Source organism: Sphingopyxis indica, assembly GCF_032879645.1.
GTDB classification, from domain to species: Bacteria; Pseudomonadota; Alphaproteobacteria; order Sphingomonadales; family Sphingomonadaceae; genus Sphingopyxis; species Sphingopyxis indica.
The window spans coordinates 1573336-1598673 of record NZ_CP076394.1; the positions used below are offsets into that span (position 1 = coordinate 1573336).

Annotated in this window: 26 protein-coding genes and 1 tRNA gene; 10 read left to right on the forward strand and 17 right to left on the reverse strand. The window is 65.3% G+C overall.

Annotated features, from left to right (window positions below; all coding sequences use genetic code 11):
* Nucleotides 1-79 precede the first annotated feature (79 nt).
* From KNJ79_RS07350 to alaS, 3 genes are all read left to right on the forward strand, one after another.
* Nucleotides 80-706 carry a glutathione S-transferase family protein gene (locus KNJ79_RS07350; RefSeq protein ID WP_317153416.1) on the forward strand — a complete coding sequence of 209 codons (627 nt, stop codon included), beginning with the start codon at nucleotides 80-82 and terminating at the stop codon, nucleotides 704-706.
* The gene (locus KNJ79_RS07355) at nucleotides 696-1286 is read left to right on the forward strand and encodes a hypothetical protein (protein ID WP_317153417.1); all 591 of its coding nucleotides are present in this window, start codon (nucleotides 696-698) and stop codon (nucleotides 1284-1286) included. The genes KNJ79_RS07350 and KNJ79_RS07355 overlap by 11 nt, the downstream gene beginning before the upstream one ends.
* A gap of 72 nt (nucleotides 1287-1358) precedes the next feature.
* The gene (alaS, locus tag KNJ79_RS07360; protein WP_317153418.1) at nucleotides 1359-4004 is read left to right on the forward strand and encodes an alanine--tRNA ligase; all 2646 of its coding nucleotides are present in this window, start codon (nucleotides 1359-1361) and stop codon (nucleotides 4002-4004) included.
* A gap of 138 nt (nucleotides 4005-4142) precedes the next feature.
* Here the strand turns inward: alaS and bla are convergent, their stop codons facing one another.
* Nucleotides 4143-5096 carry a class A beta-lactamase gene (gene bla / locus KNJ79_RS07365; RefSeq protein WP_317153419.1) on the reverse strand — a complete coding sequence of 318 codons (954 nt, stop codon included), beginning with the start codon at nucleotides 5094-5096 and terminating at the stop codon, nucleotides 4143-4145.
* Between the two features lie 109 nt (nucleotides 5097-5205).
* Between bla and KNJ79_RS07370 the strand changes: the two genes are divergently transcribed.
* The gene (locus KNJ79_RS07370; protein ID WP_317153420.1) at nucleotides 5206-6090 is read left to right on the forward strand and encodes a LysR substrate-binding domain-containing protein; all 885 of its coding nucleotides are present in this window, start codon (nucleotides 5206-5208) and stop codon (nucleotides 6088-6090) included.
* Between the two features lie 114 nt (nucleotides 6091-6204).
* Here the strand turns inward: KNJ79_RS07370 and KNJ79_RS07375 are convergent, their stop codons facing one another.
* The gene (locus KNJ79_RS07375; RefSeq protein ID WP_317153421.1) at nucleotides 6205-6618 is read right to left on the reverse strand and encodes a holin family protein; all 414 of its coding nucleotides are present in this window, start codon (nucleotides 6616-6618) and stop codon (nucleotides 6205-6207) included.
* A gap of 56 nt (nucleotides 6619-6674) precedes the next feature.
* Nucleotides 6675-7244, reverse strand: a complete 570-nt coding sequence (locus KNJ79_RS07380; protein ID WP_317153422.1) for a glycoside hydrolase family 108 protein — start codon at nucleotides 7242-7244, stop codon at nucleotides 6675-6677.
* A gap of 71 nt (nucleotides 7245-7315) precedes the next feature.
* Between KNJ79_RS07380 and KNJ79_RS07385 the strand changes: the two genes are divergently transcribed.
* Nucleotides 7316-8293, forward strand: a complete 978-nt coding sequence (locus tag KNJ79_RS07385; protein ID WP_317153423.1) for an NADPH:quinone oxidoreductase family protein — start codon at nucleotides 7316-7318, stop codon at nucleotides 8291-8293.
* A gap of 18 nt (nucleotides 8294-8311) precedes the next feature.
* On the opposite strand, the gene KNJ79_RS07390 is transcribed toward KNJ79_RS07385, so the two are convergent.
* Genes KNJ79_RS07390 through ectA form a run of 7 tightly spaced genes read right to left on the reverse strand, consistent with a single transcriptional unit; the run spans nucleotide 8312 to nucleotide 15554 of the window.
* Entirely contained in the window at nucleotides 8312-9664 is a 1353-nt protein-coding gene (locus KNJ79_RS07390; RefSeq protein ID WP_317153424.1) for an MFS transporter, read from the reverse strand.
* Nucleotides 9661-10929 carry an MFS transporter gene (locus KNJ79_RS07395; protein WP_317153425.1) on the reverse strand — a complete coding sequence of 423 codons (1269 nt, stop codon included), beginning with the start codon at nucleotides 10927-10929 and terminating at the stop codon, nucleotides 9661-9663. The genes KNJ79_RS07390 and KNJ79_RS07395 overlap by 4 nt, the downstream gene beginning before the upstream one ends.
* Nucleotides 10930-10951: 22 nt before the next feature.
* A complete protein-coding gene (locus KNJ79_RS07400; protein ID WP_317153426.1) occupies nucleotides 10952-12394 on the reverse strand; it encodes an aspartate kinase in 1443 nt (480 codons plus the stop codon).
* Complete coding sequence (thpD, locus tag KNJ79_RS07405; RefSeq protein ID WP_317153427.1) at nucleotides 12391-13314, reverse strand: ectoine hydroxylase; 924 nt, start codon at nucleotides 13312-13314, stop codon at nucleotides 12391-12393. The genes KNJ79_RS07400 and thpD overlap by 4 nt, the downstream gene beginning before the upstream one ends.
* Before the next feature lie 30 nt (nucleotides 13315-13344).
* Complete coding sequence (locus KNJ79_RS07410; RefSeq protein ID WP_089214202.1) at nucleotides 13345-13746, reverse strand: ectoine synthase; 402 nt, start codon at nucleotides 13744-13746, stop codon at nucleotides 13345-13347.
* 27 nt (nucleotides 13747-13773) lie between these two features.
* Nucleotides 13774-15081 (reverse strand): diaminobutyrate--2-oxoglutarate transaminase, encoded by a 1308-nt coding sequence (gene ectB, locus KNJ79_RS07415; RefSeq protein ID WP_317153428.1) that lies wholly within the window; start codon nucleotides 15079-15081, stop codon nucleotides 13774-13776.
* Nucleotides 15082-15083: 2 nt separating this feature from the next.
* Complete coding sequence (ectA, locus tag KNJ79_RS07420) at nucleotides 15084-15554, reverse strand: diaminobutyrate acetyltransferase (protein ID WP_317153876.1); 471 nt, start codon at nucleotides 15552-15554, stop codon at nucleotides 15084-15086.
* 309 nt (nucleotides 15555-15863) lie between these two features.
* On the opposite strand from ectA, the gene KNJ79_RS07425 reads away from it, so the two are divergent.
* Nucleotides 15864-16355, forward strand: coding sequence for a MarR family winged helix-turn-helix transcriptional regulator (locus KNJ79_RS07425; protein WP_089214204.1), 492 nt, complete (start codon nucleotides 15864-15866; stop codon nucleotides 16353-16355).
* Between the two features lie 146 nt (nucleotides 16356-16501).
* Here the strand turns inward: KNJ79_RS07425 and ybaK are convergent, their stop codons facing one another.
* A complete protein-coding gene (gene ybaK / locus KNJ79_RS07430; RefSeq protein WP_317153429.1) occupies nucleotides 16502-16975 on the reverse strand; it encodes a Cys-tRNA(Pro) deacylase in 474 nt (157 codons plus the stop codon).
* A 43-nt stretch (nucleotides 16976-17018) separates the two neighbouring features.
* Nucleotides 17019-17095, reverse strand: a tRNA-Pro gene (locus tag KNJ79_RS07435).
* A gap of 259 nt (nucleotides 17096-17354) precedes the next feature.
* Here KNJ79_RS07435 and yajC point away from each other — a divergent pair.
* From yajC to secF, 3 genes are read left to right on the forward strand one after another with little or no spacing between them, the layout of a single operon-like run.
* On the forward strand, nucleotides 17355-17684 hold the full coding sequence (gene yajC / locus KNJ79_RS07440) for a preprotein translocase subunit YajC (protein ID WP_089214206.1): 330 nt from the start codon (nucleotides 17355-17357) through the stop codon (nucleotides 17682-17684).
* Between the two features lie 53 nt (nucleotides 17685-17737).
* Nucleotides 17738-19351 (forward strand): protein translocase subunit SecD, encoded by a 1614-nt coding sequence (secD, locus tag KNJ79_RS07445; RefSeq protein WP_317153430.1) that lies wholly within the window; start codon nucleotides 17738-17740, stop codon nucleotides 19349-19351.
* 16 nt (nucleotides 19352-19367) lie between these two features.
* Nucleotides 19368-20351, forward strand: a complete 984-nt coding sequence (gene secF / locus KNJ79_RS07450; protein ID WP_089214208.1) for a protein translocase subunit SecF — start codon at nucleotides 19368-19370, stop codon at nucleotides 20349-20351.
* 59 nt (nucleotides 20352-20410) lie between these two features.
* Here secF and KNJ79_RS07455 read toward each other — a convergent pair whose 3' ends face one another.
* From KNJ79_RS07455 to KNJ79_RS07475, 5 genes are all read right to left on the reverse strand, one after another.
* On the reverse strand, nucleotides 20411-22138 hold the full coding sequence (locus tag KNJ79_RS07455; RefSeq protein ID WP_317153431.1) for a recombinase family protein: 1728 nt from the start codon (nucleotides 22136-22138) through the stop codon (nucleotides 20411-20413).
* Nucleotides 22123-22329, reverse strand: coding sequence for a hypothetical protein (locus tag KNJ79_RS07460; RefSeq protein ID WP_317153432.1), 207 nt, complete (start codon nucleotides 22327-22329; stop codon nucleotides 22123-22125). Before KNJ79_RS07460 ends, KNJ79_RS07455 begins: the two co-directional genes overlap by 16 nt.
* Nucleotides 22316-22552, reverse strand: coding sequence for a helix-turn-helix transcriptional regulator (locus KNJ79_RS07465; RefSeq protein ID WP_317153433.1), 237 nt, complete (start codon nucleotides 22550-22552; stop codon nucleotides 22316-22318). Before KNJ79_RS07465 ends, KNJ79_RS07460 begins: the two co-directional genes overlap by 14 nt.
* Nucleotides 22553-22795: 243 nt before the next feature.
* Nucleotides 22796-23986 carry a hypothetical protein gene (locus tag KNJ79_RS07470; protein WP_317153434.1) on the reverse strand — a complete coding sequence of 397 codons (1191 nt, stop codon included), beginning with the start codon at nucleotides 23984-23986 and terminating at the stop codon, nucleotides 22796-22798.
* The gene (locus KNJ79_RS07475) at nucleotides 23979-24983 is read right to left on the reverse strand and encodes a nucleoid-associated protein (protein WP_317153435.1); all 1005 of its coding nucleotides are present in this window, start codon (nucleotides 24981-24983) and stop codon (nucleotides 23979-23981) included. The genes KNJ79_RS07470 and KNJ79_RS07475 overlap by 8 nt, the downstream gene beginning before the upstream one ends.
* A 22-nt stretch (nucleotides 24984-25005) precedes the next feature.
* On the opposite strand from KNJ79_RS07475, the gene KNJ79_RS22500 reads away from it, so the two are divergent.
* The gene (locus KNJ79_RS22500; RefSeq protein ID WP_394357172.1) at nucleotides 25006-25080 is read left to right on the forward strand and encodes a hypothetical protein; all 75 of its coding nucleotides are present in this window, start codon (nucleotides 25006-25008) and stop codon (nucleotides 25078-25080) included.
* The last annotated feature ends 258 nt before the right edge of the window (nucleotides 25081-25338 follow it).

Sequence of the window (25338 nt, forward strand, 5' to 3'; positions counted from 1 at the left end):
ACTTCATTGGCAAGCGGGCGCCGGGTCGGATACGCCGATTGCCGGCCCGCGCGGGGTCGTCGTCATCGAGGAGTGCGCCATGACCCTGATCGTCCATCATCTCAATAACAGCCGCTCGCAGCGCATCCTCTGGCTGCTCGAGGAGATCGGCGCGCCCTACGAGATCAAATATTACGAGCGCGACGCGACAACCAATCTCGCGCCGCCCGAGCTGCTCGCGGTGCATCCGCTCGGCAAGTCGCCGGTGCTCGAAGACGACGGCCGCGCGATCATCGAATCGGGCGCGATCGTCGAATATCTGTGCGAGCGCCACGGCGGCGGTCATCTCGTGCCCGCGCGCGGCACCGACGATCATGTCAGCCATCTCGAATGGCTGCATTTCGCCGAAGGTTCGGCGATGACGCCAATCCTGCTGCGCCTCTACACCGCGCGTCTCGGCGCCGCGGCGGAGCCGCTCGAAGCGCGCATCGCGCAGCAGCTCGATTCGCATTTCTCCTACATGGAGAGCAAACTCGGCCCGAGCGGCCATTTCATCGGCGATGATCTGTCCGCCGCCGACGTCATGCTGAGCTTCCCTGCCGAAATCGCGGTGATGCAGGGCATGGCGCCGCGCTATCCGAAGCTCGCCGAGTTCGTGAACATGTGCCACGCGCGCCCCGCGTGGCAGCGCGCCCGCACTAAGGGCGGGGCCTATTATGGCTATTGATGGCCGCGGCCGAATATTGCTCGTCGCCGCCCTGCTGGCGACCAGCGTTCCTGCCGCCGCCGCGCCGCCGGTGGCCGGGCCCGAAGTCGAACGCGAGGTGGTTGCGCCCGAGGGCGTCGATTTCAAACCGGCCGCGACCGACGAGGAAGGGGCGGTCGATCGCTTCGCCGAATACACGCTCGCGCTGGCACGGCGCGATTATGCCGCGGCCTATGCAATGCTGCGCCCGTCGCTCCAGGCGTCGAGTCCGCGGTTCGACTGGGAGGCCGATCTGCGCAAGCGCGGCGGCCTGTGGGCCGACGGGACGATCCGTATCCTGCGCTTGACCTGGTATCTCGATCCCGCCGGGCAGCCGTCCGGTGTCTACGCCGCTTTCGATTTCCGCGGTGACCGCAAGGACGGAACGATGGATTGCGGCTATGTAGTCGTCCACCGCGCCACATCGGCCGCACCCTTCACCGTCGTGCGCACCGACACGTCCGAAGTGCCGTCCGACATGATGGAGGACGGCGTGCCAAAGGTCGACGTGCTGCGCCAATTGCCCTGCTATCTGGGCAAGGGGATCGCCACCGCCTTCTGATCGCATGCGCCGATCTGCTTGAGGGGCGTTTCCCGGCTTGTCGGGAGGGGGCAAAGCCCTTAATTCGCGCGCATGACATCGACCAACGACATTCGCCGCTCCTTCCTCGATTATTTTGCGAAGGAGGGGCACCATATCGAGCCGTCGGCGCCGCTGGTGCCGCACAACGACCCGACACTGATGTTCGTCAACGCCGGGATGGTGCCGTTCAAGAATGTCTTCACCGGGCTCGAGAAGCGCCCTTACAGCACCGCGGCCTCGTCGCAGAAATGCGTGCGCGCCGGCGGGAAGCACAATGATCTCGACAATGTCGGCTTCACCGCGCGGCATCATACCTTCTTCGAAATGCTGGGGAATTTCTCCTTCGGCGACTATTTCAAGGAGCAGGCGATCCACCATGCGTGGACGCTCGTCCACAAGACGTGGGGCCTTCCCGCCGACAAACTGACCGCGACCGTCTATCATACCGACGACGAGGCGTTCGACCTGTGGCGCAAGATTTCGGGACTGCCCGAAGAACGGATCATCCGCATCGCGACGAGCGACAATTTCTGGTCGATGGGCGACACCGGGCCGTGCGGACCGTGCAGCGAGATTTTCTACGATCATGGCGATCATATCTGGGGCGGACCGCCGGGATCGGCCGAAGAGGACGGCGACCGCTTCGTCGAAATCTGGAACCTCGTCTTCATGCAGTACGACCAGCAGCCCGGCGGCGCGCGCGTCGACCTGCCGCGGCCGAGCATCGACACCGGCATGGGGCTGGAGCGCGTCGCGGCGGTGCTGCAGGGCGTCCATGACAATTACGACACCGACACCTTCAAGGCGCTGATCGCCGCCTCGGTCGAACTGACCGGCGTTCCCGCCGACGAGGCGCGCAAGGCGAGCCACCGCGTGATCGCCGACCATCTGCGCGCGTCGAGCTTCCTGATCGCCGACGGCGTGCTGCCGTCGAACGAGGGGCGCGGCTATGTGCTGCGGCGGATCATGCGGCGTGCGATGCGCCACGCGCACCTGCTCGGCGCCAAGGATCCGCTGATGTACCGGCTGCTGCCGTCGCTGACCGCCGAGATGGGCGCCGCCTATCCCGAGCTGATCCGCGCCCAGCCGCTGATCGCCGAGACGCTCGAACGCGAGGAGACGAAGTTCCGCCAGACGCTCGACAAGGGGCTGCGGCTGCTCGACGAGGCAACCACCGGTATGGACAAGGGCGCAACGCTGCCCGGCGACGTCGCGTTCAAGCTCTACGACACCTATGGCTTCCCCTATGATCTGACCGAGGATGCGCTGCGCACACAGGGCATCGCCGTCGATCGCGAAGGCTTCGACGCGGCGATGGCGCAGCAGAAGGCGGCGGCGCGCGCGGCGTGGAAGGGCAGCGGCGAAAAGGCGTCGGACGAAATCTGGTTCGACCTCGCCGAAGCCAATGGCAGCACCGAATTCACGGGCTACACCGCGACCGAGGGCGAGGGCGAGGTGATCGCGCTCGTCAAGGACGGCGTGCCGGTCGACACCGCGCAGGCGGGCGACGCGGTCGTCGTGCTGACCAACCAGACGCCCTTTTACGGCGAGAGCGGCGGCCAGATGGGCGACAGCGGCACGATCAGCGCGCCGGGCGGGTTCAAGGCGTCGGTGCGCGACACCGGCAAGCCGCTCGGGCGGCTGCACACGCATCAGGCGGTGATCGAGAGCGGCAGCCTGAAGGTCGGCGACACGGTGCATCTGAGCGTCGATGCCGCGCGCCGCGACCGCATTCGGGCGAACCACAGCGCGACGCACCTGCTGCACGCGGCGCTGCGTAACCGGCTCGGCGATCATGTGACGCAGAAGGGCAGCCTTGTCGCTGAGGATCGCTTCCGTTTCGACTTTTCGCACCCGAAGGCGCTCACTGCCGAAGAGATCGCCGACATCGAATCGCAAGTGAACGCGCAGATCCGTGCCAACGAGCCGGTGACGACGCGGCTGATGACCCCCGACGACGCGATCGCCGCGGGCGCGATGGCGCTGTTCGGCGAGAAATATGGCGACGAAGTGCGCGTGCTCAGCATGGGCAAGGCCGACGAGGCGAGCTATTCGGTCGAGCTGTGCGGCGGCACCCACGTTCGCGCGCTCGGCGATATCGCCTTGTTCAAGATCGTCGGCGAAAGCGCGGTGTCGTCGGGCGTGCGGCGTATCGAGGCGCTGACCGGCGAAGCGGCGCGCCAGTGGCTGCTCGGCCGCGACGAGGCGCTGAAGGCGGCGGCGGCGGCGCTCAAGACCTCACCCGACGAGGTGCCGGCGCGCGTTGCCGCCATGGCGGAGGCGCTGAAGAAGGCCGAGCGCGAACTCGCCGACGCGAAGAAGGCGCTCGCGATGGGCGGCGGCGCTGCGAGCGGCGGCCCGGCGGTCGAGGAGGTCGGCGGCACGAAGCTGCTCGCGCAAATCGTCGAGGGGCTCGACCCCAAGGGTCTGCGCGGCGCGGTCGACGATATGAAGAAGCAGGTCGGCAGCGGCGTCGCGATGCTCGTCGCGGTCAACGATGGCCGCGCGTCGGTCGCGGTCGGGGTGACCGACGATGCGACCGCCTCGCGCAACGCCGTCGAGCTGGTCAAGGTCGCGGTCGCCGCGCTCGGCGGGCAGGGCGGCGGCGGCCGTCCCGACATGGCGCAGGGCGGCGGTCCCGACGGTGCGGCCGCCGACGCGGCGGTGGCGGCGGTCAAGGCGGCGCTGGCCGCCTGACCCGATAGTTGAAAGAGCGTGTGTCCCCGCGAAGGCGGGGACCCATCTCGCGCCGGTTCAAGATGGAACCGACCGGAGATGGGCTCCCGCCTTCGCGGGAGCACACGGCTTTTCCCTAGTTCAAGATGGGAATGATCTTCACCGCATGGCCGCCCATTCGACGGCGAGGCGCGCGGCCGACGCGAGGACGGCTTCGTCCTCGGCGCGCATATCCTTGCTCGCGACGGGGCCTTCATAATAGGCGGTGATCAGCAGCGGCGCGCCTTGGGGCGGGAAGGCGATCGCGATGTCATTATATTTGTTCATCATGCCGGTCGGCGTCGCAGTGCCGGTCTTGTGACCGAAACGCCAGTCCGCCGGGATGCCGGCGCGCAGGCGGCGGGTGCCGGTGGTCGTCGCGACGCCCCAGTCGACGAGGCGGGTTCGCGATGCGGGCGATAGCGCATTGCCGAGCAGGATGGTGTCGAGCAGCGCGGCCATGGCGCCGGGGGTCGTCGTGTCGCGCACATCGCCAGGGGCGACGCTGTTCAGCGCCGGCTCGGTCCGGTCGAGGCGCGTCACCGGATCGCCCCATGCGCGAAACTGGCGCGTCACGGCTTCGGGGCCGCCGACGAGGGGGAGCAGCAGGTTGGCGGCGGCATTGTCACTGGTGGTGATCGTCGCCTCCATGAGTTCGGCGACGGTCAGCGCGCCTTCGCCGACCCGCTTGCTGGTGACGGGGGAATTGGGGATCAGATCGGCCTTTCCGTAAGGCACGCGGCGGTCGAGCGCCAGCTTGCCGTCGTCCACCGCTTTCAGCACCACCGCCGACAGCGGCCATTTGAAGGTCGAGCACATCGCAAAGCGTTCGTCGACGCGGTGGCCGGTGATGCGCCCGCTGGCCGCGTCCCGAAAGCAAACGCCCAGGCGGCCGCCCGCCTGCCGCTCGAGTGCCGCCAGTTTCCGGGCGATCGGGTCCGCTTTTCCCTCCGGCTTTTGAGCCGGTGCGCCGTCGGCTTCGCGCGTGCAGCCCGCCAGCAGCGTCCAGCCCGCGAAGGCGGCAGCCGGGGTGAGGGAGAGGATGCGGCGACGCGAAAGGGCGGGAAGGGGCATGGTGACAATCCTCATATAACCGGAAGGAGGCCGCAATAGTTTCCGCATTTGGCGCGCTGGCCAAGCGATGATAGGTCAGCTTCACCATTAGATTTTCTAAGGGGTCTGCATGGCGGTCACCGAAATCTCCCTGAATCTGCTGCGCGCGTTCGACGCGGCGGCGCGGCAGGCGAGCTTTACCGAGGCGGCGAAGGAGTTGTTCGTGACGCAAGCCGCGGTGAGCCACCAGATCAAGGCGCTCGAGACCTGGCTCGGCAAGAGCCTGTTCCATCGCACCTCGCGCGGGCTGGTGCTCACCGACGAGGGCTTGCTGCTCGCGCCGACCGTCGCCGATGCGCTGTCGCGGATCGAGGAGGGGATCGACCGGGTGCGGCTCGGCGTCGCGCGCGACGTGCTGACCGTCGGCGTGGTCGGCACTTTCGCGGTCGGCTTCCTGATGCGCCACCTGCCCGATTTCCGGCGGCGATATCCGCATATCGAGCTGCGCCTGCTCACCAACAACAACAAACCCGACGCCTCGACCGACAGCCTGGACCTGTCGATCCGCTTCGGCGACGGCGCGTGGCGCAGCGTCGAGGCGGTGCGCGTGATGGAGGCGCCGATGACGCCGCTCTGCGCGCCCGCGATCGCCGACACGCTGCACCACCCCGCCGACCTGGCGCGCTGGCCGCTGCTGCGGTCGTATCGCGCGCAGGACTGGCCGGCGTGGTTCGCGGCGGCCGGCACGGCCCCGATCGTCGCGCGCGGGGCGCAGTTCGACACTTCGATCATCATGGTGCAGGCGGCGCTGCTCGGCGAGGGGGTCGCGCTCGCGCCGCCGGCGATGTTCGAAGCGGAGCTTGCCGACGGGCGGCTGGTCCAGCCGTTCGGCGCCGAGGTCGATGTCGGCGCCTATTGGCTGACGCGGCCCTTGGCGCGGGCCGAGCGTGAGGCGGAGCGGGCGTTTGCCGAGTGGCTGGTGGGGCGGGCGAACGAGTTTACTCGCGCCCTATGAGCGAGTGGTGTGTCCCCGCGCAGGCGGGGACCCATCTCCGGCCGGTTCAATCTCGCGACAACCGGAGATGGGCTCCCGCCTTCGCGGGAGCACACATCATTTTGGGGTAGCGACTCACCCCTCGACACCCTTCGCCTTCCCCCACGCCCGCGCGGCGGTGTAGCCGAGATAGCCGGTGCCGAAGAGTGCGTAGAGCGGCTCGGGGATGCCCGACAGATAGGCGTTCATTCCCTCGGCGATGCCCCTGGCCATCTCCGGCCGCGCGGCGGCGATCAGACCCATCGGGATCGCCCAGAGCAGCAGCACATACATGACATAAAGGAAGCTCGGCCGCGCGCGGCTCGTCCACGGGTCGGCGCTGTTCGCTTCGGCGACGATCGCGGTCATCCGCGTGCGGATCGCCTCCATCTCCTGACTGCCTTCGAGCTTGAGTAGCTCAAGCTTGGCGCGGTCGCGCGCTTCGGGGTCGGGGATGATCTTGTCGATCAGCTTGGCAATGGGGCCGATCAGGCCTTCGATGATGCTCATTCCGGTGCTCCTGCATGTTCAAAGTTCAGAGAAGTTCAGCCCAATGGCGGGATGCATCAGCCGTCGCCGATGCGGTTCGCGAGCCAGCCGTAGAGAAAAGCCTCCTGGCTCGGGCGGCGTTCGGCGAGCGCGATGTAGCGTTCGCCCTGCAGCGCTTCCATCGCGCGCAGCAGCACCGTCTCGCCCGCTGCGCCGCGCGTGCGGAGGAAGCCGTCGAGCGCCGAGAGGGTGCGCGGGCCGATGGCGCGATCGACCGCGATGTCGGGATAATCGCGCGCGGCGCGGTTGGGCGCGTTGAGCGCGCGCTGGAGAAAGCCGGTCGCGACGGCGGTGCCCATGTTGACGCCGGTGTCGAACAATTCGGCGGCGATCTGCGGCGCGCGCAGGGCGACCTGGTCGAAAAGCGGGTGGTGCCAATAGAGGCGGCGATAGATCGACGCCGCGGTCTCGCGGGAGAGAGCGGACATCGCGCCGGCATAGCCCTCGGCGCGCGCCACGGCTTCGGTGATGCCCCAGCAGGTCGCGCCGCCACGGTCGGCACCGTGGTTTACATATCGGCCTTCGCGGTCGATGACGGCTTCGATCAGCGCGTCGGCGAAGCAGGTGAGGGGATCGGGTTTCGGCATGATTCGCTCCTTTGGTGCATATGAGGCAATTGAAAGAACCATATAGGAACAATGTAGGAAAGGATTTTTCGATGCGGGCTTTAGAGGTGGCCGAATTGGCACCCCACCATGGCGGCTGCGCGCTTGTCGATCGGCCCGTTCCGGCACCGGGGCCGGGCGAGGTGCGCGTGCGGGTGCGCGCCGCCGCGGTGAATTTTCCTGACCTGTTGATGACGAACGGTGGCTATCAGCTGAAACCCGAACTGCCCTTCACGCCCGGGCTCGAATTCGCGGGCGAGGTCGAGGCGTTAGGCGAGGGCGTCGCAGGCTGGGCGGTCGGCGACGCGGTGGTCGGCGGCAATCGCTTCGGCGCGATGGCCGAGGCGATCACCGTCCCCGCGCGGGCACTGCGCCGCAAGCCCGAGCGGCTGAGCTGGGAGGAGGCCGCGGCCTATGGCGTCGCCTATCTGACCGCCTATGTGTCGCTGGTGCGATGCGGCCGCGTCGCGGCGGGCGAGTGGGTGCTCGTCCACGGCGCGGCGGGCGGGGTCGGGCTGGCGACGGTCGATCTCGCCAAGGCGCTCGGCGCGCGCGTGATCGCGGCGGCGAGCAGCGCGGCGAAGCGCGAGGCAATCGCCGGGCTTTACGCGCCCGACGCGGTGATCGCGGCCGAGCCCGGCTTTCGCGACACGGTGAAGGCGCTGACGGGCGGCAATGGCGCCGACGTGATTTTCGATCCCGTCGGCGGCGACATCTTCGACGAATCGACGCGCTGCATCGCGTTCGACGGGCGGCTGCTCGTCGTCGGCTTCGCATCGGGCCGTATCCCGGAGGTGCCGGCGAACATCCCGCTTATCAAGGGCTTTTCGGTCGTCGGGGTACGCGCGGGCGAATATGGCCGGCGTTTTCCCCAACGCGGGGCGGAGAATCTGGCGGCGATCGACGCCCTCGCGGCTGATGGACGCATCCGCCCCCACGTCCACGCCGTGCTCGATCTTGCCGACTGGCGCGCGGGATTCGCGATGCTCGAACGGCGCGAGGCGGTAGGGAAGGTGGTGCTGCGGCCGTAGGGGGGATGGCAGTCCGCCTCAGCCGGTTGCGCCACCCGCCGATGCAAAGGGATTGCCGCGCAGCGATTGGCCCGCGGTTTCAGGCATGAAGCGCAGCGCGACGAGTCCGACGAGACAGGAGAAGATCATGTAATAGGCGGGCATCAGCTGGTCGCCGGTCCGGCTGATGAGGCCGCTGCCGATCGCGGGCGCGGTGCCGCCGAAGATCGAGGTCGAGACATTATAGGCGATCGCGAACCCCGCGAAGCGCACCGAGGTCGGGAAAAGCGCAGGAAATGTTGCCGAAATCGTCGCAAGCTGCGGCACATAGAGCAGGCCCAAAAGGATGAAGCCGGCGATCGCGCCGGCGAGGCCGGTGCCCATCAACAGGTAGAGCGGCACGACGCCGACGAGCAGCCCGAGCAGCGAGAAGCGCCACATCGCGCGGCGGCCGATACGGTCCGAAAGCGCGCCGGCGAAGGGCAGGAAGAGCATCATGAACAACATGCCGATGATCGGCACGATCAGCGCCTCGTCGGTGGTGAGGCCGATACGGCGCTGAAGATAGGTCGGCATGTAGCTGAGCAGCGTATAATTGACGACGTTGAGCGCGACGACCAGACCGCCGACGACGAGCAGCGGGCGCCAGTGATCGCGCGCGAGCGTGGCGAGGCCGGGCGCCTGGCGGGCTTCCTCGACCACACATTCTTCGAGGAAGATCGGCGTATCCTCCATCTTCGAGCGCAGATAGGTGCCGATGAGGCCCATCGGTGCGGCGATCAGGAAGGGGATGCGCCAGCCCCAGTCGTGCATCGCCGCGTCACCGAGCGTCAGCGAAAAGAACAGCATCAGCGAGGCGCCGAGCGAGAAGCCGGCGAGGGTGCCGAATTCGAGGAAGCTGCCGAAGAAGCCGCGCCGGTCGTCGGGGGCATATTCGGCCATGAAGGTCGCCGCGCCGCCATATTCGCCGCCGGTCGAAAAACCCTGCACCATGCGCAGGACGATGAGCAGGGTCGGCGCCCAGACGCCGATATGCGCATAATCGGGGATCAGCCCGACGCCGAAGGTCGCCCCCGCCATCATCAGGATGGTGAGCGCGAGCACCGACTTGCGCCCGATGCGGTCGCCGAGCGGTCCCCAGAAGAGGCCGCCCAAGGGCCGGACGAGGAAGGAGATGGCGAAGGTCGCGAGCGCGAACAGCACCGCCTCGTCGGTATCCCCCGGAAAGAGCGCCGCCGAGATATAGGTGACGCCATAGGCATAGATGCCATAGTCGAACCATTCGGTCGCATTGCCGAGTGCCGAGGCGGTGATCGCGCGGCGCAGCGTCGCGGGATCGGTCTTGTCACCCGCCGGAGCGCATAGGTCCGGGGTCATCGTCTGCGTGGTCATGGCGTCACCTGTTGCTGGGGAGCGGCCCCCGCGGCCGCGTCGTCATCGTCGGGAAAAGCGGGATCGAGCAGCGCCGCGGTGGGCGTCGTGCGCGGCAGGATCTGGAAGTCCTGCTGCGCTTCGGCCGGCACCGCATCGGTCGCGGCGAGGCGCCAGAGGCCGAACGCGAGCATCGCCGCGGCTGCGAGCGCGATGAAGAGGAAGAGGCCGCCCGCGCCGGCGATCGTCATCGCGGTCGCGCCGGCGATGGGGCCGGCCGCGGCGCCCGCCGAATAGAGCAGCACGAGCTGGCCGCTCGCGGTGACGCGCTCGGAGGGGAGGAGGCGATCGTTCGCGTGCGCGACGCTCAAAGGATAGAGGGCGAAGCTGAGGCCGCCGAAGAGGAAACCGAGCGCGAGCAGGACGATGCCGAGTGGCTGGAGCGCGAGGCCGGCGCTGACCGCGAGCGTCATCGCGAAGCCGCCGACGATCACGCGGCGGCGGTCGTAGCGGTCGGAAAGGCGTCCGAGCGGCCATTGCAGCGCGACGCCGCCGAGGATCACGATCATCATGAAGGTCGCGGTATCGGCGAGGCTGAGCCCGAGGCGGCGCGCGTAGATGGCGGCGAGGCCATAGAAGGCGCCGAGCAAGAGGCCGGTGATGCCGGCGCCGACGACGCCGAGCGGCGAGGCTTCGAAGAGGCGGCGGAGCGGCAGCGAGGCGGCTTCCTCGAGCGCGGGCGCGTGGCTGCGCGTCAGGCAGACAGGGATGATCGCCAGCGAAATCAGGATCGAGGCGAGCTCGAAGGGGATTTGCGGCGCGGTGTTGCCCGAACGGAGGAGGAGCTGGCCGAGCGCCTGCCCCGAATAGAGCGACACCATGTAGAAGGCGAGGATCGTCCCGCGCGTTTCGGGTTCGGCGCGGTCATTGAGCCAGCTTTCGACGCAGATGAAGACGCCGGCGACGCACAGCCCGTCGATGAAGCGCAGTGCGCCCCACAGCAGCGGCTGCTGGAACAGCGCATAGGTGAGGGTGCTCGCCGAGAGCAGCGCGACGAACGCGGCATAGGCGCGGATATGTCCGACGCGGCGCACGATGCCGCCGGCACGCAGCGCGCCGAGAACCAGCCCGCCGAAATAGGCGGTGGCGACGAGTCCGATCACCATCGTCCCGCTGCCCGCGCGCTCGAGCCGGAGCCCGATCAGCGTCGACAGGAAGCCGCTGCCCGCCATCATCACGAAGATCGCGATCAGCAGGCTTCGGACCGGATGGATCGAAGCGAACATGGGCGTCGCGCCGGCGGCCGCGTCAGGCGGCGCGCCGGTCCTCCACCGCGGCTTCGTCCTTTTCGACCAGCACCTGATGCAGCACGCGCACCGCCCGATCGAAATCGCGCGGCTCCACGAGGAACTGGACGTCGACGTTGCGGATCTGGTGCTGCATCGCGATCACCGAAACGCCCGCATCGTCGAGCGCGCGCATCGCGTCGGGCACGAGCCCGGACCGCGAGATGTCGCTGCCGATCACCGAAACCATCGCGATCGGGCGCTTGGTGATCTCGGCCTCGGGATATTTTTCCTGCAGATCGACGAGCGCCTTGTTCACCGCCGCGGCGCTGGCCGACAGATAGTGGGTGATGGTGTTGGCGTTCGACGATTTGCTGACGATCCACAGCTTGTGGCGCGTCAGCGCGTCGAGGATCGCGGCGTCATAGCCCTTCACCCCGACCATATCCTGTTCGAAGAATTGCAGCGCCTGCATCTGTCGGATGCCGGTGACGATCTCGACCTTCGGAACGTCGGAGACATAGTCGCCGGTGACGAGCGTGCCTTCGTCCTCGCGGTCGAAGGTGTTGCGCACGCGCAGCGGAATGCCCGACTGGCGCAGCCCGCGGCCGGCGCCGGGGTGGATTGCTTCCATCCCAAGGTTCGCGAGCTGGTCGGCGACGTCGTAGTTGGTGCGGCCGATCTTGCGCGCCTTGTCTTCGCCGACCAGCTTCGGATCGGCGCTCGACAGGTGAAACTCCTTGTGGATGATCGCCTCGCGCGCGCCGGTGAGCACCGCGAGCCGCGAAAAGGTCATCTCGGTATAGCCGCGCGCATAGCGGCGCACCATGCCGCCCTCGCAGCCGGCGTAGCCGGTGACGATCGGAAGCGTCGTCTTGAGGTCGATCGACGCGAATGCCTCCCTGATCCGCTCGTCGAGGCTCCTGAGATCATCCTCGTCCCAGAGGGTCAGGTCGACGAACTGTGCGTTGACGTCGCGGTCGCGGAGCAGCAGCGCGGTGCTGTGCGCGCTGTGCGCCTCGCCGATCCCGGCGAGCAACTCGCGCACCGTCACCAGCTGTTCCTTCAGGCTGAAGCGGCCGTGGCTGCGCAGCCGCGCGAGATCGTCGAGGCAGGCGGCGACCGCGTCGATGCGGGCATCGACGAAACGGTCGGCCTCTTCGCGGCTTTCGGGGCGCGCGAACATTTCGGCGTTGCGCGACCGCATCGCGTCGCGCACCGTGCCCATCGCGTCGCGCCACGCGTCGGCATCGTCATGGTCGACGAAATGGCCATAGACTCCGGGTTCGCCGGTCTTCTTGTTCTCGAGCAGCAGGTTCGTCATCCCGGCGTAGGCCGACACGACGAAGATGCGGTTGTAGAGCTGCTTGCCCGACCGTCCCGCGATCAGGACATTGTCGAACAGGGTGGCGGTGGCGGCCATCGACGTGCCGCCGATCTTTTCGACGCTGTGCGTTCCGGTCATGCCGCCAGCTCCTGCTGGGTGAGCGGCCCGTGCCGGGCGGTCAGCGCCTCCGGCTCGCCGCGATAGGCGAGGAAATAGGGACGCGGCTTGCGGGCGCCGAAGGGCGCCTGAAGCCGGTTGCTCACCGCATTATAGACGAAGAAGGCGTTCGAGCGCGGGAAGGGCGTGATATTGCCGTTCGATCCGTGCATCAGATTGCAGTCGAAGATGATGACCGTGCCGGGCTTGCCGGTCGGTGCGACGATGCCCTTTTCGAACGCCATTTCGGCGAGGCTGTCTTCGTCGGGGACGCCATATTCCTGCTTCTTGAGCGAGCTGAGATAATGATTCTCGGGCGTTTCGCCGACGCAGGCGAGGAAGTTGCGGTGCGAACCCGGAATCACCATCAGCGGCCCGTTGTTCGCATTATTTTCGGCGAGCAGAACCGACATCGACAGCGCGCGCATCCGCGGCATGCCGTCCTCGACGTGCCACGTCTCGAAATCGCTGTGCCAGTAGAATTCCTTGCCCTTGAAGCCGGGCTTGTAGTTCAGGCGCGACTGGTGGAGATACACCTCGTCGCCGAGCAGGAAGCGCGCGACCTCGGCCAGCCGCGCGTCGGCGGCGAGCCGCGCCATCACGTCGCTCTGGCGATGCAGTTCGAAGATCGAGCGGACTTCCTTGCTCTGCGGTTCGGCGATGATCGTTTCGGGCGCAAGCGCCGCCGGATCGGCGAGCAGCTTGCCCGCCGCCGCCTGAAGATGCGCGACTTCGGCGTCCGAGAAGATGTCATCGAGGACGAGATAGCCGTCGCGGTCGAATCCGGCCGCCCGCTCGCGGGCGATCGGCGCGTCGGCGGTCCATTCGCTATGGACCACGGGGTCGAGGCGCGGCAGCAACTGGGGCGTTGCCGCCTGCCTGGATGGGTAGATGTCTGTCATGGGACGTCCCCCTGCTCTTGTGTTTGTGGGTCAGTCGGCGGCGACCATGTCGGCTTCGGCCGGATAGGCGCCGTTTTCGTCGTGCACTTCCTTGCCCGTGACTGGCGGATTGAACACGCAGGCGGTCAATATGTCGGTTTCGGGGCGCACGATGTGGCGGTCATGGTCGTTGAGCGCATACATCACGCCGGGCTGAAGCTTGTGGATTTCGCCGGTGGCGAGATCCTCGATCGTGCCGGTGCCCTTGAGTATGAGAACCGCCTCGAGATGATTCTGATAGTGCATCTTCAGTTCCTGGCCCGCGAACATCGTCGTGACGTGGAACGAAAAGCCCATATTATCGTCCTTGAGGAGCAGGCGGGCGCTGGCCCAGCCGTCCGAACGGACGTTGCGGTCGCTCTTACGGATCTCGCCGAGATTGCGGATGAACATGAAATAATCTCCTGATTTTCTAATTGGTTATTCGGCGGCGACGGCGAGGTCGTCGGCCATGGCCTCCCGCAGCCGCGCCTCGAGGATGTCGAGGCCCTGCGCGAGCAGCGCGGCGTCGATGACGAGCGGAGCGAGCACCTTGATGACCTCGCCATGCGCGCCGCTGGTTTCGATAATCAGCCCGTCCTCGAAGCACGCCGCGGTCACCGCGTCGGCAAGCTCGCCCGAGCCGACGTTGATGCCGCGCATCATGCCGCGGCCGCGGGTTTCGAAGCCATGTTCCCTGGCCATCGTCTCGAGCCGCTGCTCGAGCAGCGTGCCGCGGCGCGCGATGTCGTCCTCGAACGCCGTATCGCTCCAGAAGTGGCGGAGTGCGGCGGTCGCGGTGACGAACGCATGGTTGTTGCCGCGGAAGGTGCCGTTATGTTCGCCCGGCGACCATTGGTCGAGTTCGGGGCGGAACAAAGTCAGCGCGAAGGGCAGGCCCATGCCCGAGAGCGATTTCGCCTGGGTGACGATGTCGGGGGTGAAGCCCATGTCTTCAAAGCTGAAGAAGTTGCCGGTGCGGCCGCAGCCCGCCTGAATATCGTCGACGATGAACAGCGCGCCATGTTCCTTGGCGAGCGCGGCAATCTTGCGCAGCCATTCGGGCGACGCGGCGTTGAGCCCGCCTTCGCCCTGAACGGTTTCGACGAGGATCGCGGCGGGCGCGTCGAGACCGCTCGACGGGTCGGCGAGCCGTTGTTCGAGCAGTTCGGCGGTGTCGACGTCGGGGCCGTAATAGCCGTCATAGGGTTCGTGGCTGACGTGGCTCAAAGGCACGCCCGCGCCGCCGCGCTTCGCGGCATTGCCGGTGCAGGCGAGCGCGCCGAGCGTCATGCCGTGAAAGCCGTTGGTAAAGGCGATCACCATTTCGCGCCCGGTGACCTTGCGCGCGAGCTTGATCGCCGCCTCGACCGCGTTGGTTCCGGTCGGGCCGGTGAACATCGCTCGATAGTCGAGCCCGCGCGGCTTCAGGATCAGATCTTCATAGGTGCTGAGGAATTTTTCCTTGGCATCGGTATGCAGGTCGAGCCCGTGCGCGATGCCGTCGGCCGAGATATAGTCGATCAGCGCCTGCTTCAGGATCGGATGATTATGTCCATAGTTGAGCGTCGAGCAGCCCGAGAGGAAGTCGAGATAGCGGCCGCCCTGATTGTCGTGCATCCACACGCCTTCCGCCTTGTCGAACTGGCGCGGCATGGCGCGCGCATAGCTGCGCACTTCCGATTCGCGGCGCTCATAGATGCTGCGGTCGGGAATCCGGCCCGACGGTTTGGGGGTCGTAATGGTCATGATTATTGTCCCTGTTTTTCCTGCGGTTGGCTTTTGTTCTGGTTATGGGTGAGCGGCCCGATGCGGGCCTGATATTCGGTGTCGTGTGCGCCCGCGAAATGCGCGTCGCGTTCGAACAGGGCGCTGCGTTCGAGCGGCGCGTTCCAATCGCGCGCGAGGCCGCGGAACAGCGCCCAGGATGCGGCATTGCCGTCGGTCACCGTCGTGATCAAATGAGTGACGCCGGCCTGTTCGGGGCGACCCAGCAGATGGTCGATCATCCGGCTCGCGAGCCTTTGCCCGCGCGCCGCCGACGACACCGCGACCTGCCACACGAAGAAATCGTCGGGGTTCGACGGGGGGCGGTGGCCCGAGACCCAGCCGACCACCTGCCCGTCCCGTTCGGCGACGACGCAATGGTCGGCGAAATGCGTGCATTGGACGAGGTTGCAATAGGCCGAGTTGCGATCGAGCGGCGGACAGGCCGCGATCAAGGCGGTCACCGCGGGACCGTCGGTCACCCGCGGCTTGCGCAGCGTCAGCGCGCCGTCGGTGGCATCGGAATCATTCGTGTCGGGCAAGGACGCATCGTCTTTTTGCCGGTCAAAGATTATTCATCTCCTGAAATATCTGTTTCGCTATACCCGTTCACCGGGTCCTTTGAAAGCGCGCGATACATAGCGATTCCTCCCTCAAGATCAACCCCGGCGGGACAAACTGTTTCACTACATGAAATAAAAATTGCCCGGGAGCGACGCGATATTGCCGTTGGCGGCGCTGCGCGGCGCGGGTAAGCAGGCGCGATGGAGAGCGATATCCCCAATGCCACCCTGCGCGCGCTGCGCCGCATCCTGCGCGCGACCGAGTCGGGCAGCCGCAAATTGGCGGCGATGACGGGGTTGACCCCGTCGCAGCTGCTCGTGCTCAACGAAATCGGCGGCGGCGAAGCGGTGACGCCGGGGCGCGTCGCGCAGCGCTTGCAGTTCAGCCATGCGACGATCACCGCGATCGTCGACCGGCTGGTCGCGCAGGGACTCGCAACGCGCGAGCGCAGCGACCGGGACAAGCGCCAGTTCCTCTTGTCGGCGACGCCCGCCGGCCGCGCGGCGCTCGCCGAGGCGCCCGATCTCTTGCAGATGACCTTTGCCGAACGTTTCGCGGTGCTCCCCGCCTGGGAGCAGGCGATGATTCTCGCGGCGGTCGAGAAGCTCGCCTTCGTCCTCGATGCGCAGGACATCGACGCCGCGCCGCTGCTCGATACCGGCGCGATCGACCGGGCGGAGCGCAAGGGTTAGGAAATGAACCGTTTGTCCTGAGGAGGGGCTGAGCTTGTCGAAGGCCCGTCTCGAAGGACGCTGATGCTACGGTCCTTCGAGACGCCATTTCGACGGGGCTCAATGGCTCCTCAGGACGAACGGTGTCTTGTGGGTTCGATCCTGTTTCAGGTCGCGATCGGCGCGACGGTAGCACCGAGCAGTTCCACCGCGCCGCGCGGATCGAGCCGGACCTGCAGCCCGCGCTGGCCACCATTGATGTACACGCGCGCGTGCGCGAGGGCGGCTTCGTCGATGACGACGGGCAGGCGGCGTGTCTGGCCGAAGGGGCTGACCCCGCCGACCTTGTAGCCCGCGACGCGCTCGGCCTGCGGCACGGGCATCATCGCCGCCGATTTGCCGCCGAGCGCGGCAGCGACGCGCTTCATCGACAGTTCGCGGTCGGAAGCGAGGATCGCGCAAGCCGGCCGGCCGTCGACGAGCAGCATCAGCGTCTTGAGGACGCGCGCGGGGTCTTCGCCGAGCGCTTCGGCGGCCTGGAGCCCGACGCGCGCGGCGTCCGGATCATAGTCATAGCGGTGGATGGTAAAGGCGATACCCGCCTGTTCGAGCGCCTTTGTGGCGCGCGTCGCTCGCGACATGGCAATCTTCCGCGGAAAAATGTCGATGGTGCGAAGATGTAAATGGTCGGGACGAGAGGATTCGAACCTCCGACCCCCACACCCCCAGTGTGATGCGCTACCAGGCTGCGCTACGTCCCGACCGGCCCCGTGGGGCAGGCGAGGCCCCTAGCGCGCCTTCGCGGCCGATGCAAGCGCGGCGAACGCCGATCCGTCGCAATCGCGCACCGGTGGCTTGAACCCGCCGCGAAAAGCCCCATTTGCGCCCGGCCTGCCGAGGGGAACGGACCGCAGCCATCGGTTGCGCACCGCGCCCCTGCGTGATAGGCGCCGCGCCATCATTTCGCGCGCCGTTTTTCGGGAAGGGGAGCGGCGCTTTCGAACGGAAAGTCTTTCATTCATGTCGACCTCATTGCTTCTGACCCAGGCGGCCGGATCGGGGGGCGGGGCAGCCGGCTTCCTGATGCTGGTGCCCTATCTTCTGATCTTCGTCGTTTTCTGGTTCTTCCTGATCCGCCCGCAGCAGGTGCGGATGAAGGAGCATCGCGCCAAGGTTGCGGCGGTGAAGCCGCGTGACCAGGTCGTTACCGGCGGCGGCATCGTCGGCAAGGTCACGCGCGTCGACGACGATTTCGTCGATGTCGAAATCGCGCAAGGCGTCAAGATCAAGGTCGTCAAGTCGACCCTTTCGGACGTCCTGCAGCCCGGCGCCAAGCCCGCCAACGACTGACGCGGCGCGGCCCGCCATCCTGCGGGCCGGCCTTCCTGACGGATTCACACCCCATGCTCGATTTCCCGCGCTGGAAGACCACCGGCATCAGCATCATCCTGCTGTTCGGCATTCTTTTCGCCATCCCCAGCTTTCTGCCCGACAAGGCGTTCGAGAGTCTGCCCTCCTTTGCGCAGACCAAGGTCAATCTGGGCCTCGATCTTGCCGGCGGCAGCCATTTGCTGCTCGAGGCCGATCTTGCCGACCTCAGGAAGACCCAGCTTTCCAATATGGAAAAGACCGTGCGCACCGCGATGCGCGGCGAGCGCGGCGCGGGCGACGACATCGCGATCGGCGAGCTGCGCAACGCGAACGGTCAGATCAGCTTCCTCGTGCGCGATCAGACGCAGCTCGACGAAGCGCGCGAGCGGCTGTTCCGCGAAACGCAGGGCGCGGGGCTGACCGGCCAGCGCGACTGGAATATCGAGGTGGTCGATACGACGCGCATCGTGCTGACTCCCACGCAGGTCGGGCTCGACCAGGCGGTCGATCGCGCGATGGACACTGCGCGCGACATCATCGACCGCCGCGTCAATTCGCTCGGCACGCGAGAGCCGACGATCATCCGCCAGGGCGACGATCGCATCGTCGTGCAGGTGCCGGGCCTCGACGACCCGCAGCAATTGAAGGATCTGATCGGCAAGACCGCGAAGCTGGAATTCCGCATGGTCGACGCCAATGCCGACCCCAATGAAGCCGCGCAGGGGCGCGCGCCAGTCGGCAGCGAAATCGTGCCCTATGCGCCCGGCGAAGGCAGCGGCGCGGCGTTCGAGGTGCTGAGCCGTCAGGTGATGATCAGCGGCGAACAGCTGATCGACGCGCAGCAGAGCTTCGACCCGCAGACCAGCTTGCCGGTGGTCTCGATCCGCTTCGATTCGGGCGGCTCGTCGACCTTTGCGCGCGTGACCTCGCAGAATGTCGGCAAGCGCTTTGCGATGGTGCTCGACGGGCAGGTGCTTTCGGCGCCGTCGATCAACGAGCCGATCCTCGGTGGCAGCGCGCAGATTTCGGGCAATTTCACCGTCGCCAGCGCGAACGCGCTCGCGATCTCGCTGCGCTCGGGCGCCTTGCCGGTGAAGATGGCGGTGGTCGAGGAACGCACTGTGACCCCCGAGCTCGGCGCCGATTCGATCCGCAAGGGCGCGATCGCGGGCATCGTCGCGACGGTCGCGGTGCTCGTCTTCATGATCGTCGTCTATGGCCGTTTCGGCATCTATGCCAATGCCGCGCTGGCGTTCAACATCGCGCTGATCGTCGCGATCATGGGCATGTTCAACGCCACGCTGACCTTGCCGGGCATCGCGGGATTCGTGCTCACCATCGGCGCCGCGGTCGACGCCAATGTGCTGATCAACGAGCGTATCCGCGAGGAATTAAAGAGCGGACGGCGCGTTTTCCAGGCGGTCGAGATCGGTTATAAGGAAGCGAGCCGCGCGATTTTCGACGCCAATATCACCAACGTCATCGCCGCTGCGTTGATGTTCTGGTTCGGCTCCGGCCCGATCAAGGGCTTTGCCGTGGTGCTGACGATCGGCATCGTCACCAGCGTCTTCACCGCGGTCACCGTCACGCGCCTGTTCGCCGCCCGCTGGCTCCACGCCAAGCGCCCCACGGCGCTCAACATCTAAGAAAGGGACCGAAGCCATGCGTCTGCTGAAACTCGTCCCCGACGACACGAACATCCACTTCCTCAAATGGCGCAACGTCGCGATGGCGATCAGCGTGCTGATGATCATCGCCTCGATCGCGCTGGTCGCGGTGCGCGGCCTGAACCTCGGCGTCGATTTCGTCGGCGGCCAGTCGGTGCGCGTCGAATTCACCGGCGCGATGCCGCCGATCGACGAAATTCGCGAAAAGGTCGGCGATATCGGCCTGGGCGAAGCGACGATCCAGCAATTCGGATCGGACAAGGCGGTGTCGATCCGCACCGCGCTGCCCGAAGGCGACAAGGCTGCGGCCGACCGCGCGGGCAAGCGGCTCGTCGACGGCATCCACAAGGCGTTTCCGGGATCGAAAACCGGATCGGTGGAGACGGTGTCGGGCAAGGTGTCGGACGAATTGCTTCGCACCGGCGCGCTCAGCCTCGCGCTCGCGATGGTCGCCATCTCCATCTATATCTGGATACGCTTCGAATGGCAGTTCGGTGTCGGCGCGCTGTTCGCGCTGTTCCACGACGTCGCGCTGACCTTCGGCTTTTTTGCGCTGACCCAGTTGCAATTCGACCTCAACATCGTCGCCGCATTGCTGACGATCATCGGTTATTCCTTGAACGATACGATTGTGGTGTACGACCGCATTCGCGAAAATCTTAAGAAATATCGCAAGATGCAGATCATCCCTCTGCTCGACCTCAGCATCAACGAGACGCTGGCGCGCACGGTGATGACCAGCTTTACCATGCTGATCGCGCTCGCGGTGCTGCTGTGGGTGGGGCCGGACGTGATCTTCGGCTTCACTGCGGCGATGCTGCTCGGCATTTTCGTCGGCACCTATTCGTCGATCTATATGTCGGCGCCGATCCTCGTCTGGCTGAAAGTCGGCCCCGACAGCTTCGTCCCGCGCACCAGCGCCGCGACCGAAGGCGCCGAGCGGATCGCGAGCAAGAATGACGACGGCGCGGTGGTCTGACCCGCGCAGAGGCCGGATGGCGGCTTTTGGGGTGGGGAGCGGACGTTCCTCACTCTTTGTCATTCCCGCGAACCCGGGCACACCTTTGTTATAACTCGGTCTGCGTCGGGATGCGGATTTTCATTCACGAAGTCGAGAATGCCCATCAGTGAGCCATGCAGCGTGGCATGAACCTCGCCGCGCTTGTCGCCCGGATGCAGCACGATTTTGCCGACAAGTGATCGAATGTCGGCGGACGCATCGAGCCGAGCTTGCGGGTCTTTGAGCGTTTGGGTGAGCTTGGCGACCTTGCGCTTATAGATTTCCGCGATGCCGGGATGCACATCGGGAATGCCGACCGGCGCTTCGGCGAGCCGCGCGGTGATTTCGGCCTTCTCGCGTTCGAGTTCGGCCATCCGCGCCTTCATGGAGGGCTGATACAGGCCATCCTCGATCGCGGCCATGATGCCCGCCACGGCCTTTTCGACCTTCGCCAGCGCGCGGGTATCGGCATCGGCCTGAATGCGCCGCTCGCGGTTCTCGCGGTTGATATGCGCGGCATAGGCGGCAACGGCGGCGTCGATCTTGTCGGCCGACACCAGCCGCTCGGCGATACCGGCGAGCGCGCGGCGCTCCAGTTCTTCGCGCCGGATCGTCCGGCTGTTGGCGCAGTTCCGACTACGATGATGGCCAATGCAGCCATAACGATCGGTAGTGACGATCGCATAGTTGCCGCCGCATTCCCCGCATTCGAGCAGACCCGACAGAAGATAGACCGGACGCCGCAGGCCATTGACGCTCCTCGCTTGAGCCGCTTCCTTACGGCCTTCGTTGCGCGCGGCGAGCGCCTTCTGCTGACGCTTGGCCGCGTCCCATAGCTCATCGCTGACGATACGCAGTTCGGGCGCCGCCTTGCGCACCCACTCGGATTCGGGATTGAGCCGGGTGACGTCCTTGCCGGTGCTCGGGTCTTTCACCTTGTGCTTGTGGTTCCAGACCCGGACGCCGACGTAGAGTTCATTGTTGAGGATGCCGAGACCCCGGCGCGGCGTGCCGCGGATGCTCGTGTCGCGCCACGGCTTTCCCGAAGGCCCCGCTATGCCGTCCGCGTTGAGGTCACGCGCGATGGCGATCGGGCTTTTTCCCGCCGCAAACTCGCGGAAGATGCGTTCGACGATCAACGCCTGCGCGGGATCAATCTCGCGCTCGCCGCGCACGAGCTCGCCCTCGCTCGAAAGCCGCCGGACCATGCGATAGCCATAGCCAACCGCCCCAGCCGAGAAGCCCTTTTCGACGCGTCCGCGCAGTCCGCGATGCGTCTTCTTCGCTAGGTCTTTGAGGAAAAGCGCGTTCATCGTGCCCTTGAGCCCGACGTGCAGTTCGGAGATTTCACCTTCGGCCAGGGTAACGAGCGGCACGCGCGCGAACTGGAGATGCTTGTAGAGCGTCGCGACGTCAGCCTGGTCGCGCGATACCCGGTCGAGCGCTTCGGCGACGACCATATCGAACTTGCCCGCCTGTGCATCGGCGAGCATCCGCTGGACATCCGGTCGCAGGATCATGCTCGACCCCGAAATGGCCGCATCTTCATAGCTGGCGACCACCTGCCAGCCCTCGCGTTGTGCTAACTCGCGGCAGAGGCGCTGCTGATCGGCGATCGACGCCGCATTCTGCTGGTCGGAGGAATAGCGGGCATAGAGCGCGGCGCGGATCATGGCATTATTCTTTCCAAGGACGGGATGAAGGACCCGCACAGACGGATAAGACAGTCTCGCGCGCCACGACCTTAGCGTCAACGCTTTGGCCACGGTGGATTTTTCGGGATGGGCTCGTTGTCGTTCGCCGCCTTGCGGGTGCGGATATGTTCGCGGGCGATATGCCGCCCGATCGCTTCGGCGATGCGCGTCAGCGCCGCGTCGATCGCGGCGGGATCGAGCGCGGTGCCATTGTCGTTCCCGGCGGCGAAGCGGTCAGGGCGCGGGGCATCATCCTCTTGCATGGCCGGCCCGCTGTGCATCGCGGTTGTCATTGTCGGCGCGATAGCCGGGCGGATCGGCGATCCAGCGGTTGACGGCAGACTCGTGCCAGCCCGCGCCGTGGACGCTGATCCGCACCTGCGCCGGGAAGGTGCCTTCGGCGATCTTGCGATAGAGGGTCGAACGCGACAGCCCGGTGCGGGCGAGGACGGTCTGGAGACGAATGATCCGGTCGGGGGCGTGCAAGGAGGCTACTCCATCGGCTAACGGTTACTGGGCTCCCCTGAGCTTCAGAATTGGCGATTCGGCCATGCCTTGCAAGAGCATGAGCACTGTCGTTCCGTTCGCGATGGCGGGTGCTGGCGTCTCCTGGCGTCCATCGGCGTTTCGTGGCGGCCAATGGCGGGCGGAAATATTTTTCCCATGCTGTCCCGAGGATGAGCTTCGAAGCTATTTTTGCACCTGCAACCCCGAGCCCTTTAGGGAAAATTATCGCCAGGGCGCCAAACATGCCCACGATCCACTCGGCGCCAGTTTGAAGAAGGCAACTGTCGTAGCAAGAGCGCCTACCGTCAGAATTATACCGACGCCAATCAGCGCACGGCGGTGCCAGTCGATGCGGGTTGTGAGATCAACAAATACGTCCGTGAACTGGTCGGCGACCATCGCAAAGTCATCGTCCAATCGCTTCTGCTGCCGCTCGACTTCCTGGCCGATAGCAGCGAGCGTCTTCCATTGATTGAGGCCCGCAATCGTGAGCATCCCGACGAATATCCAAGCCCCGAGAAACACGCCAAGATTGGTCCAGAATGCGACGTCGCAGCCCTTCACTTCCTTCAACTGCGACACAACGACGATGGTGGCTATCGGGATTCCGAGAAGCTGACCCTGAATGTCGACAATCGTCTTGTGGATCTTAGCCACAAACTCGAGACGGGCTGCCTCCACTTCATTGCGAATTTTTGAATAAGAAAAGCTCGAGGTAAAGAGCCGGTAACCCTTCTCGACTTCGTCGGCGAGACGACCGAGGTTGCGGATGATGAAACCGAAGCGTTTGTCCGATCGCATCGATCCGACCATCTCGATCAGCGTGGTCTGAAGAATCGTTCTTTTCTCGTCGACGTGCAATTCAACTGCGAACAATTTGTTCAGACGCTCAGCCTCGGTGACGACGTCCCCGAGTAAATCCCGTTGGCCGAATTGGATCGGTACGATCAATTTTTCTTTTCCAATAAAAATCAGCTGTCGCAACGTCTCATCGACGAGTGAAGCGGTTTCTCTCAGAATCGAGACGACCGTAAGAACGGCGCGGTAGCGAAGCAGAACCTCTGGAGCTGGCTCATCCCCTGACGCGAATCCGGGTTCTTTCACAAAATAGCGTACCGGCTCTTCGAGAACGGCGCCTGGCGATCCAAAAAGCTCGTCAAAGGAGGATACAAGTAGTCCCATCTTGGCAACGTTAGGACGGCCGACGTTGACGCGTATTTGTGCGCCAGCTTTGAGTTCGGCGTCTCCTTCTACCGAAATCTGGGCGTCGGCATAAAGATCGTCATTTTCCATGATCGCCGACAGTGTCGCGGCCATCTCCTCGGTAGCGATCGTGAGGATGCCGCCGTCTTCCGTATCGAACCGCGTGGCACGATAGATCGCAACGAGATCGGCGAAGGTGACGCTAGACACCTGCCATCCCTTCGGCGCGCATCTGTTCGACCAGTTCCGCAGGTACGTCGAATAGCGTCAGCGAGTTGTTTTCCTTGTTGAAGCGTACAATGCTTTTGTCGATCGCCTCGCGTGCGAATTCCACCGTCCACATCTTTGTTTTCCCTGTGAGTCGGACCAGCGCTTTCAGTGCGCTAGCGTTAGGAACGAAACCTTCATTTAGCTTGCGATCCGTGTCGCCAAGATAGGCCGCGAGCCTGGCAGGATCCTTTGGCATCAAGCGGTTCGCCAAGGTTTCAAATTCGACAGGCTCTTTGGCTTTGTTTGCCTCGCCGAGCACATCCATCGCCTCTTTCAGGAAGGTGGTGGCGACCGCGTCTTCCATCTTTTCCGCGACCGTGAAGCCTTTGAGCGCCTCGACAAGGCTCTGGGTATCCTTGCGTTCGAGAATGGCGGAATCGCAGCCGAGGAAGTCTCTGAAATAGTCGGAGACGTTTCCCTTGCCTTTCAGGAAGCTCAGATACCGATCGTCGCCGTTCGCCCAAGCGGACAGATTGATCCGACCTGCGAAACGAAAACCGTCAAGATCGAGGTGTTCCACGTCCTGCATGTCCAAGCTTTTGGTCAGGGCCGCGCTCAGCTTGTCCGTGATGATGGTAACTAGCAGATAATCGCTTCCTTCGCGCCTGAAATGCGCGAAAAACACGTGCCCGCCTTCCGAAGCGGCCTTTTTGCCCGCCTCGCGCGCAAGATGGTCCATCATTCGCGCGGTCAGATTCAGAAAGTCTTTTTCTTCCGCTGTAACGTAGCCGCGAACCTGTTCCTCAGTGGGCGACCCTTCTGCCGTGGTGAAGCGGCCGTGCGACTTCGATGTGCGGCGATTATAAAGGTCATAGATGGTCGTAATGACGCGTTCAGCCGTTCCGCTTACAGGAAGCAGCTTATCCGACAATTTGACTGAATATGTGGCATCTTTGCGATTCAGGTCGTGAATCGCCAACGCAATAATCTCGTTCAACCCGCTTCCCCCAAAAGACCGAATGACTTTCGTAGTTTGCCCCAGAAACGCCCGACTGCAAAGTCAAGCTGAACATATCTTAGCCTTTTCAGATTAAGCAAAGTATTTTGACGTCCCACCTGCGGCGGCCGCGCTCTACTCCGCTTCGCTCCACCGAGCCAGCACTACGCGCCGTCTCGTCGACTGACGCCGTGACGATCGACTGACGCGGGGCCGGCTTTCGCCGGCCTGAATGTCATCGCACTCACGCGCGATGGCGTGGGCCTCCGGCCGTGCGGGGTGGTCGTCGCTCTCCTCTGAGGCCCGCCCGTCAGGGCGCAACCCCTTCGGGGTCCTCCATTACATTCCGGCCTGC

Coding starts and splice junctions, on each gene's coding strand:
- KNJ79_RS07425 (WP_089214204.1), top strand. CDS start 15,864: ATGGAGAGCGATATCCCCAATGCCACCCTGCGCGCGCTGCGCCGCATC.
- bla (WP_317153419.1), bottom strand. CDS start 5,096: ATGCCCCTTCCCGCCCTTTCGCGTCGCCGCATCCTCTCCCTCACCCCG.
- KNJ79_RS07380 (WP_317153422.1), bottom strand. CDS start 7,244: ATGCCGAAACCCGATCCCCTCACCTGCTTCGCCGACGCGCTGATCGAA.
- KNJ79_RS07460 (WP_317153432.1), bottom strand. CDS start 22,329: ATGCAAGAGGATGATGCCCCGCGCCCTGACCGCTTCGCCGCCGGGAAC.
- secD (WP_317153430.1), top strand. CDS start 17,738: ATGCTCGATTTCCCGCGCTGGAAGACCACCGGCATCAGCATCATCCTG.
- KNJ79_RS07355 (WP_317153417.1), top strand. CDS start 696: ATGGCTATTGATGGCCGCGGCCGAATATTGCTCGTCGCCGCCCTGCTG.
- thpD (WP_317153427.1), bottom strand. CDS start 13,314: ATGACAGACATCTACCCATCCAGGCAGGCGGCAACGCCCCAGTTGCTG.
- alaS (WP_317153418.1), top strand. CDS start 1,359: ATGACATCGACCAACGACATTCGCCGCTCCTTCCTCGATTATTTTGCG.
- KNJ79_RS07385 (WP_317153423.1), top strand. CDS start 7,316: ATGCGGGCTTTAGAGGTGGCCGAATTGGCACCCCACCATGGCGGCTGC.
- KNJ79_RS07390 (WP_317153424.1), bottom strand. CDS start 9,664: ATGACCACGCAGACGATGACCCCGGACCTATGCGCTCCGGCGGGTGAC.
- secF (WP_089214208.1), top strand. CDS start 19,368: ATGCGTCTGCTGAAACTCGTCCCCGACGACACGAACATCCACTTCCTC.
- KNJ79_RS07400 (WP_317153426.1), bottom strand. CDS start 12,394: ATGACCGGAACGCACAGCGTCGAAAAGATCGGCGGCACGTCGATGGCC.
- yajC (WP_089214206.1), top strand. CDS start 17,355: ATGTCGACCTCATTGCTTCTGACCCAGGCGGCCGGATCGGGGGGCGGG.
- KNJ79_RS07370 (WP_317153420.1), top strand. CDS start 5,206: ATGGCGGTCACCGAAATCTCCCTGAATCTGCTGCGCGCGTTCGACGCG.
- KNJ79_RS07375 (WP_317153421.1), bottom strand. CDS start 6,618: ATGAGCATCATCGAAGGCCTGATCGGCCCCATTGCCAAGCTGATCGAC.
- ectB (WP_317153428.1), bottom strand. CDS start 15,081: ATGACCATTACGACCCCCAAACCGTCGGGCCGGATTCCCGACCGCAGC.
- KNJ79_RS07395 (WP_317153425.1), bottom strand. CDS start 10,929: ATGTTCGCTTCGATCCATCCGGTCCGAAGCCTGCTGATCGCGATCTTC.
- KNJ79_RS07410 (WP_089214202.1), bottom strand. CDS start 13,746: ATGTTCATCCGCAATCTCGGCGAGATCCGTAAGAGCGACCGCAACGTC.
- KNJ79_RS07350 (WP_317153416.1), top strand. CDS start 80: ATGACCCTGATCGTCCATCATCTCAATAACAGCCGCTCGCAGCGCATC.
- ybaK (WP_317153429.1), bottom strand. CDS start 16,975: ATGTCGCGAGCGACGCGCGCCACAAAGGCGCTCGAACAGGCGGGTATC.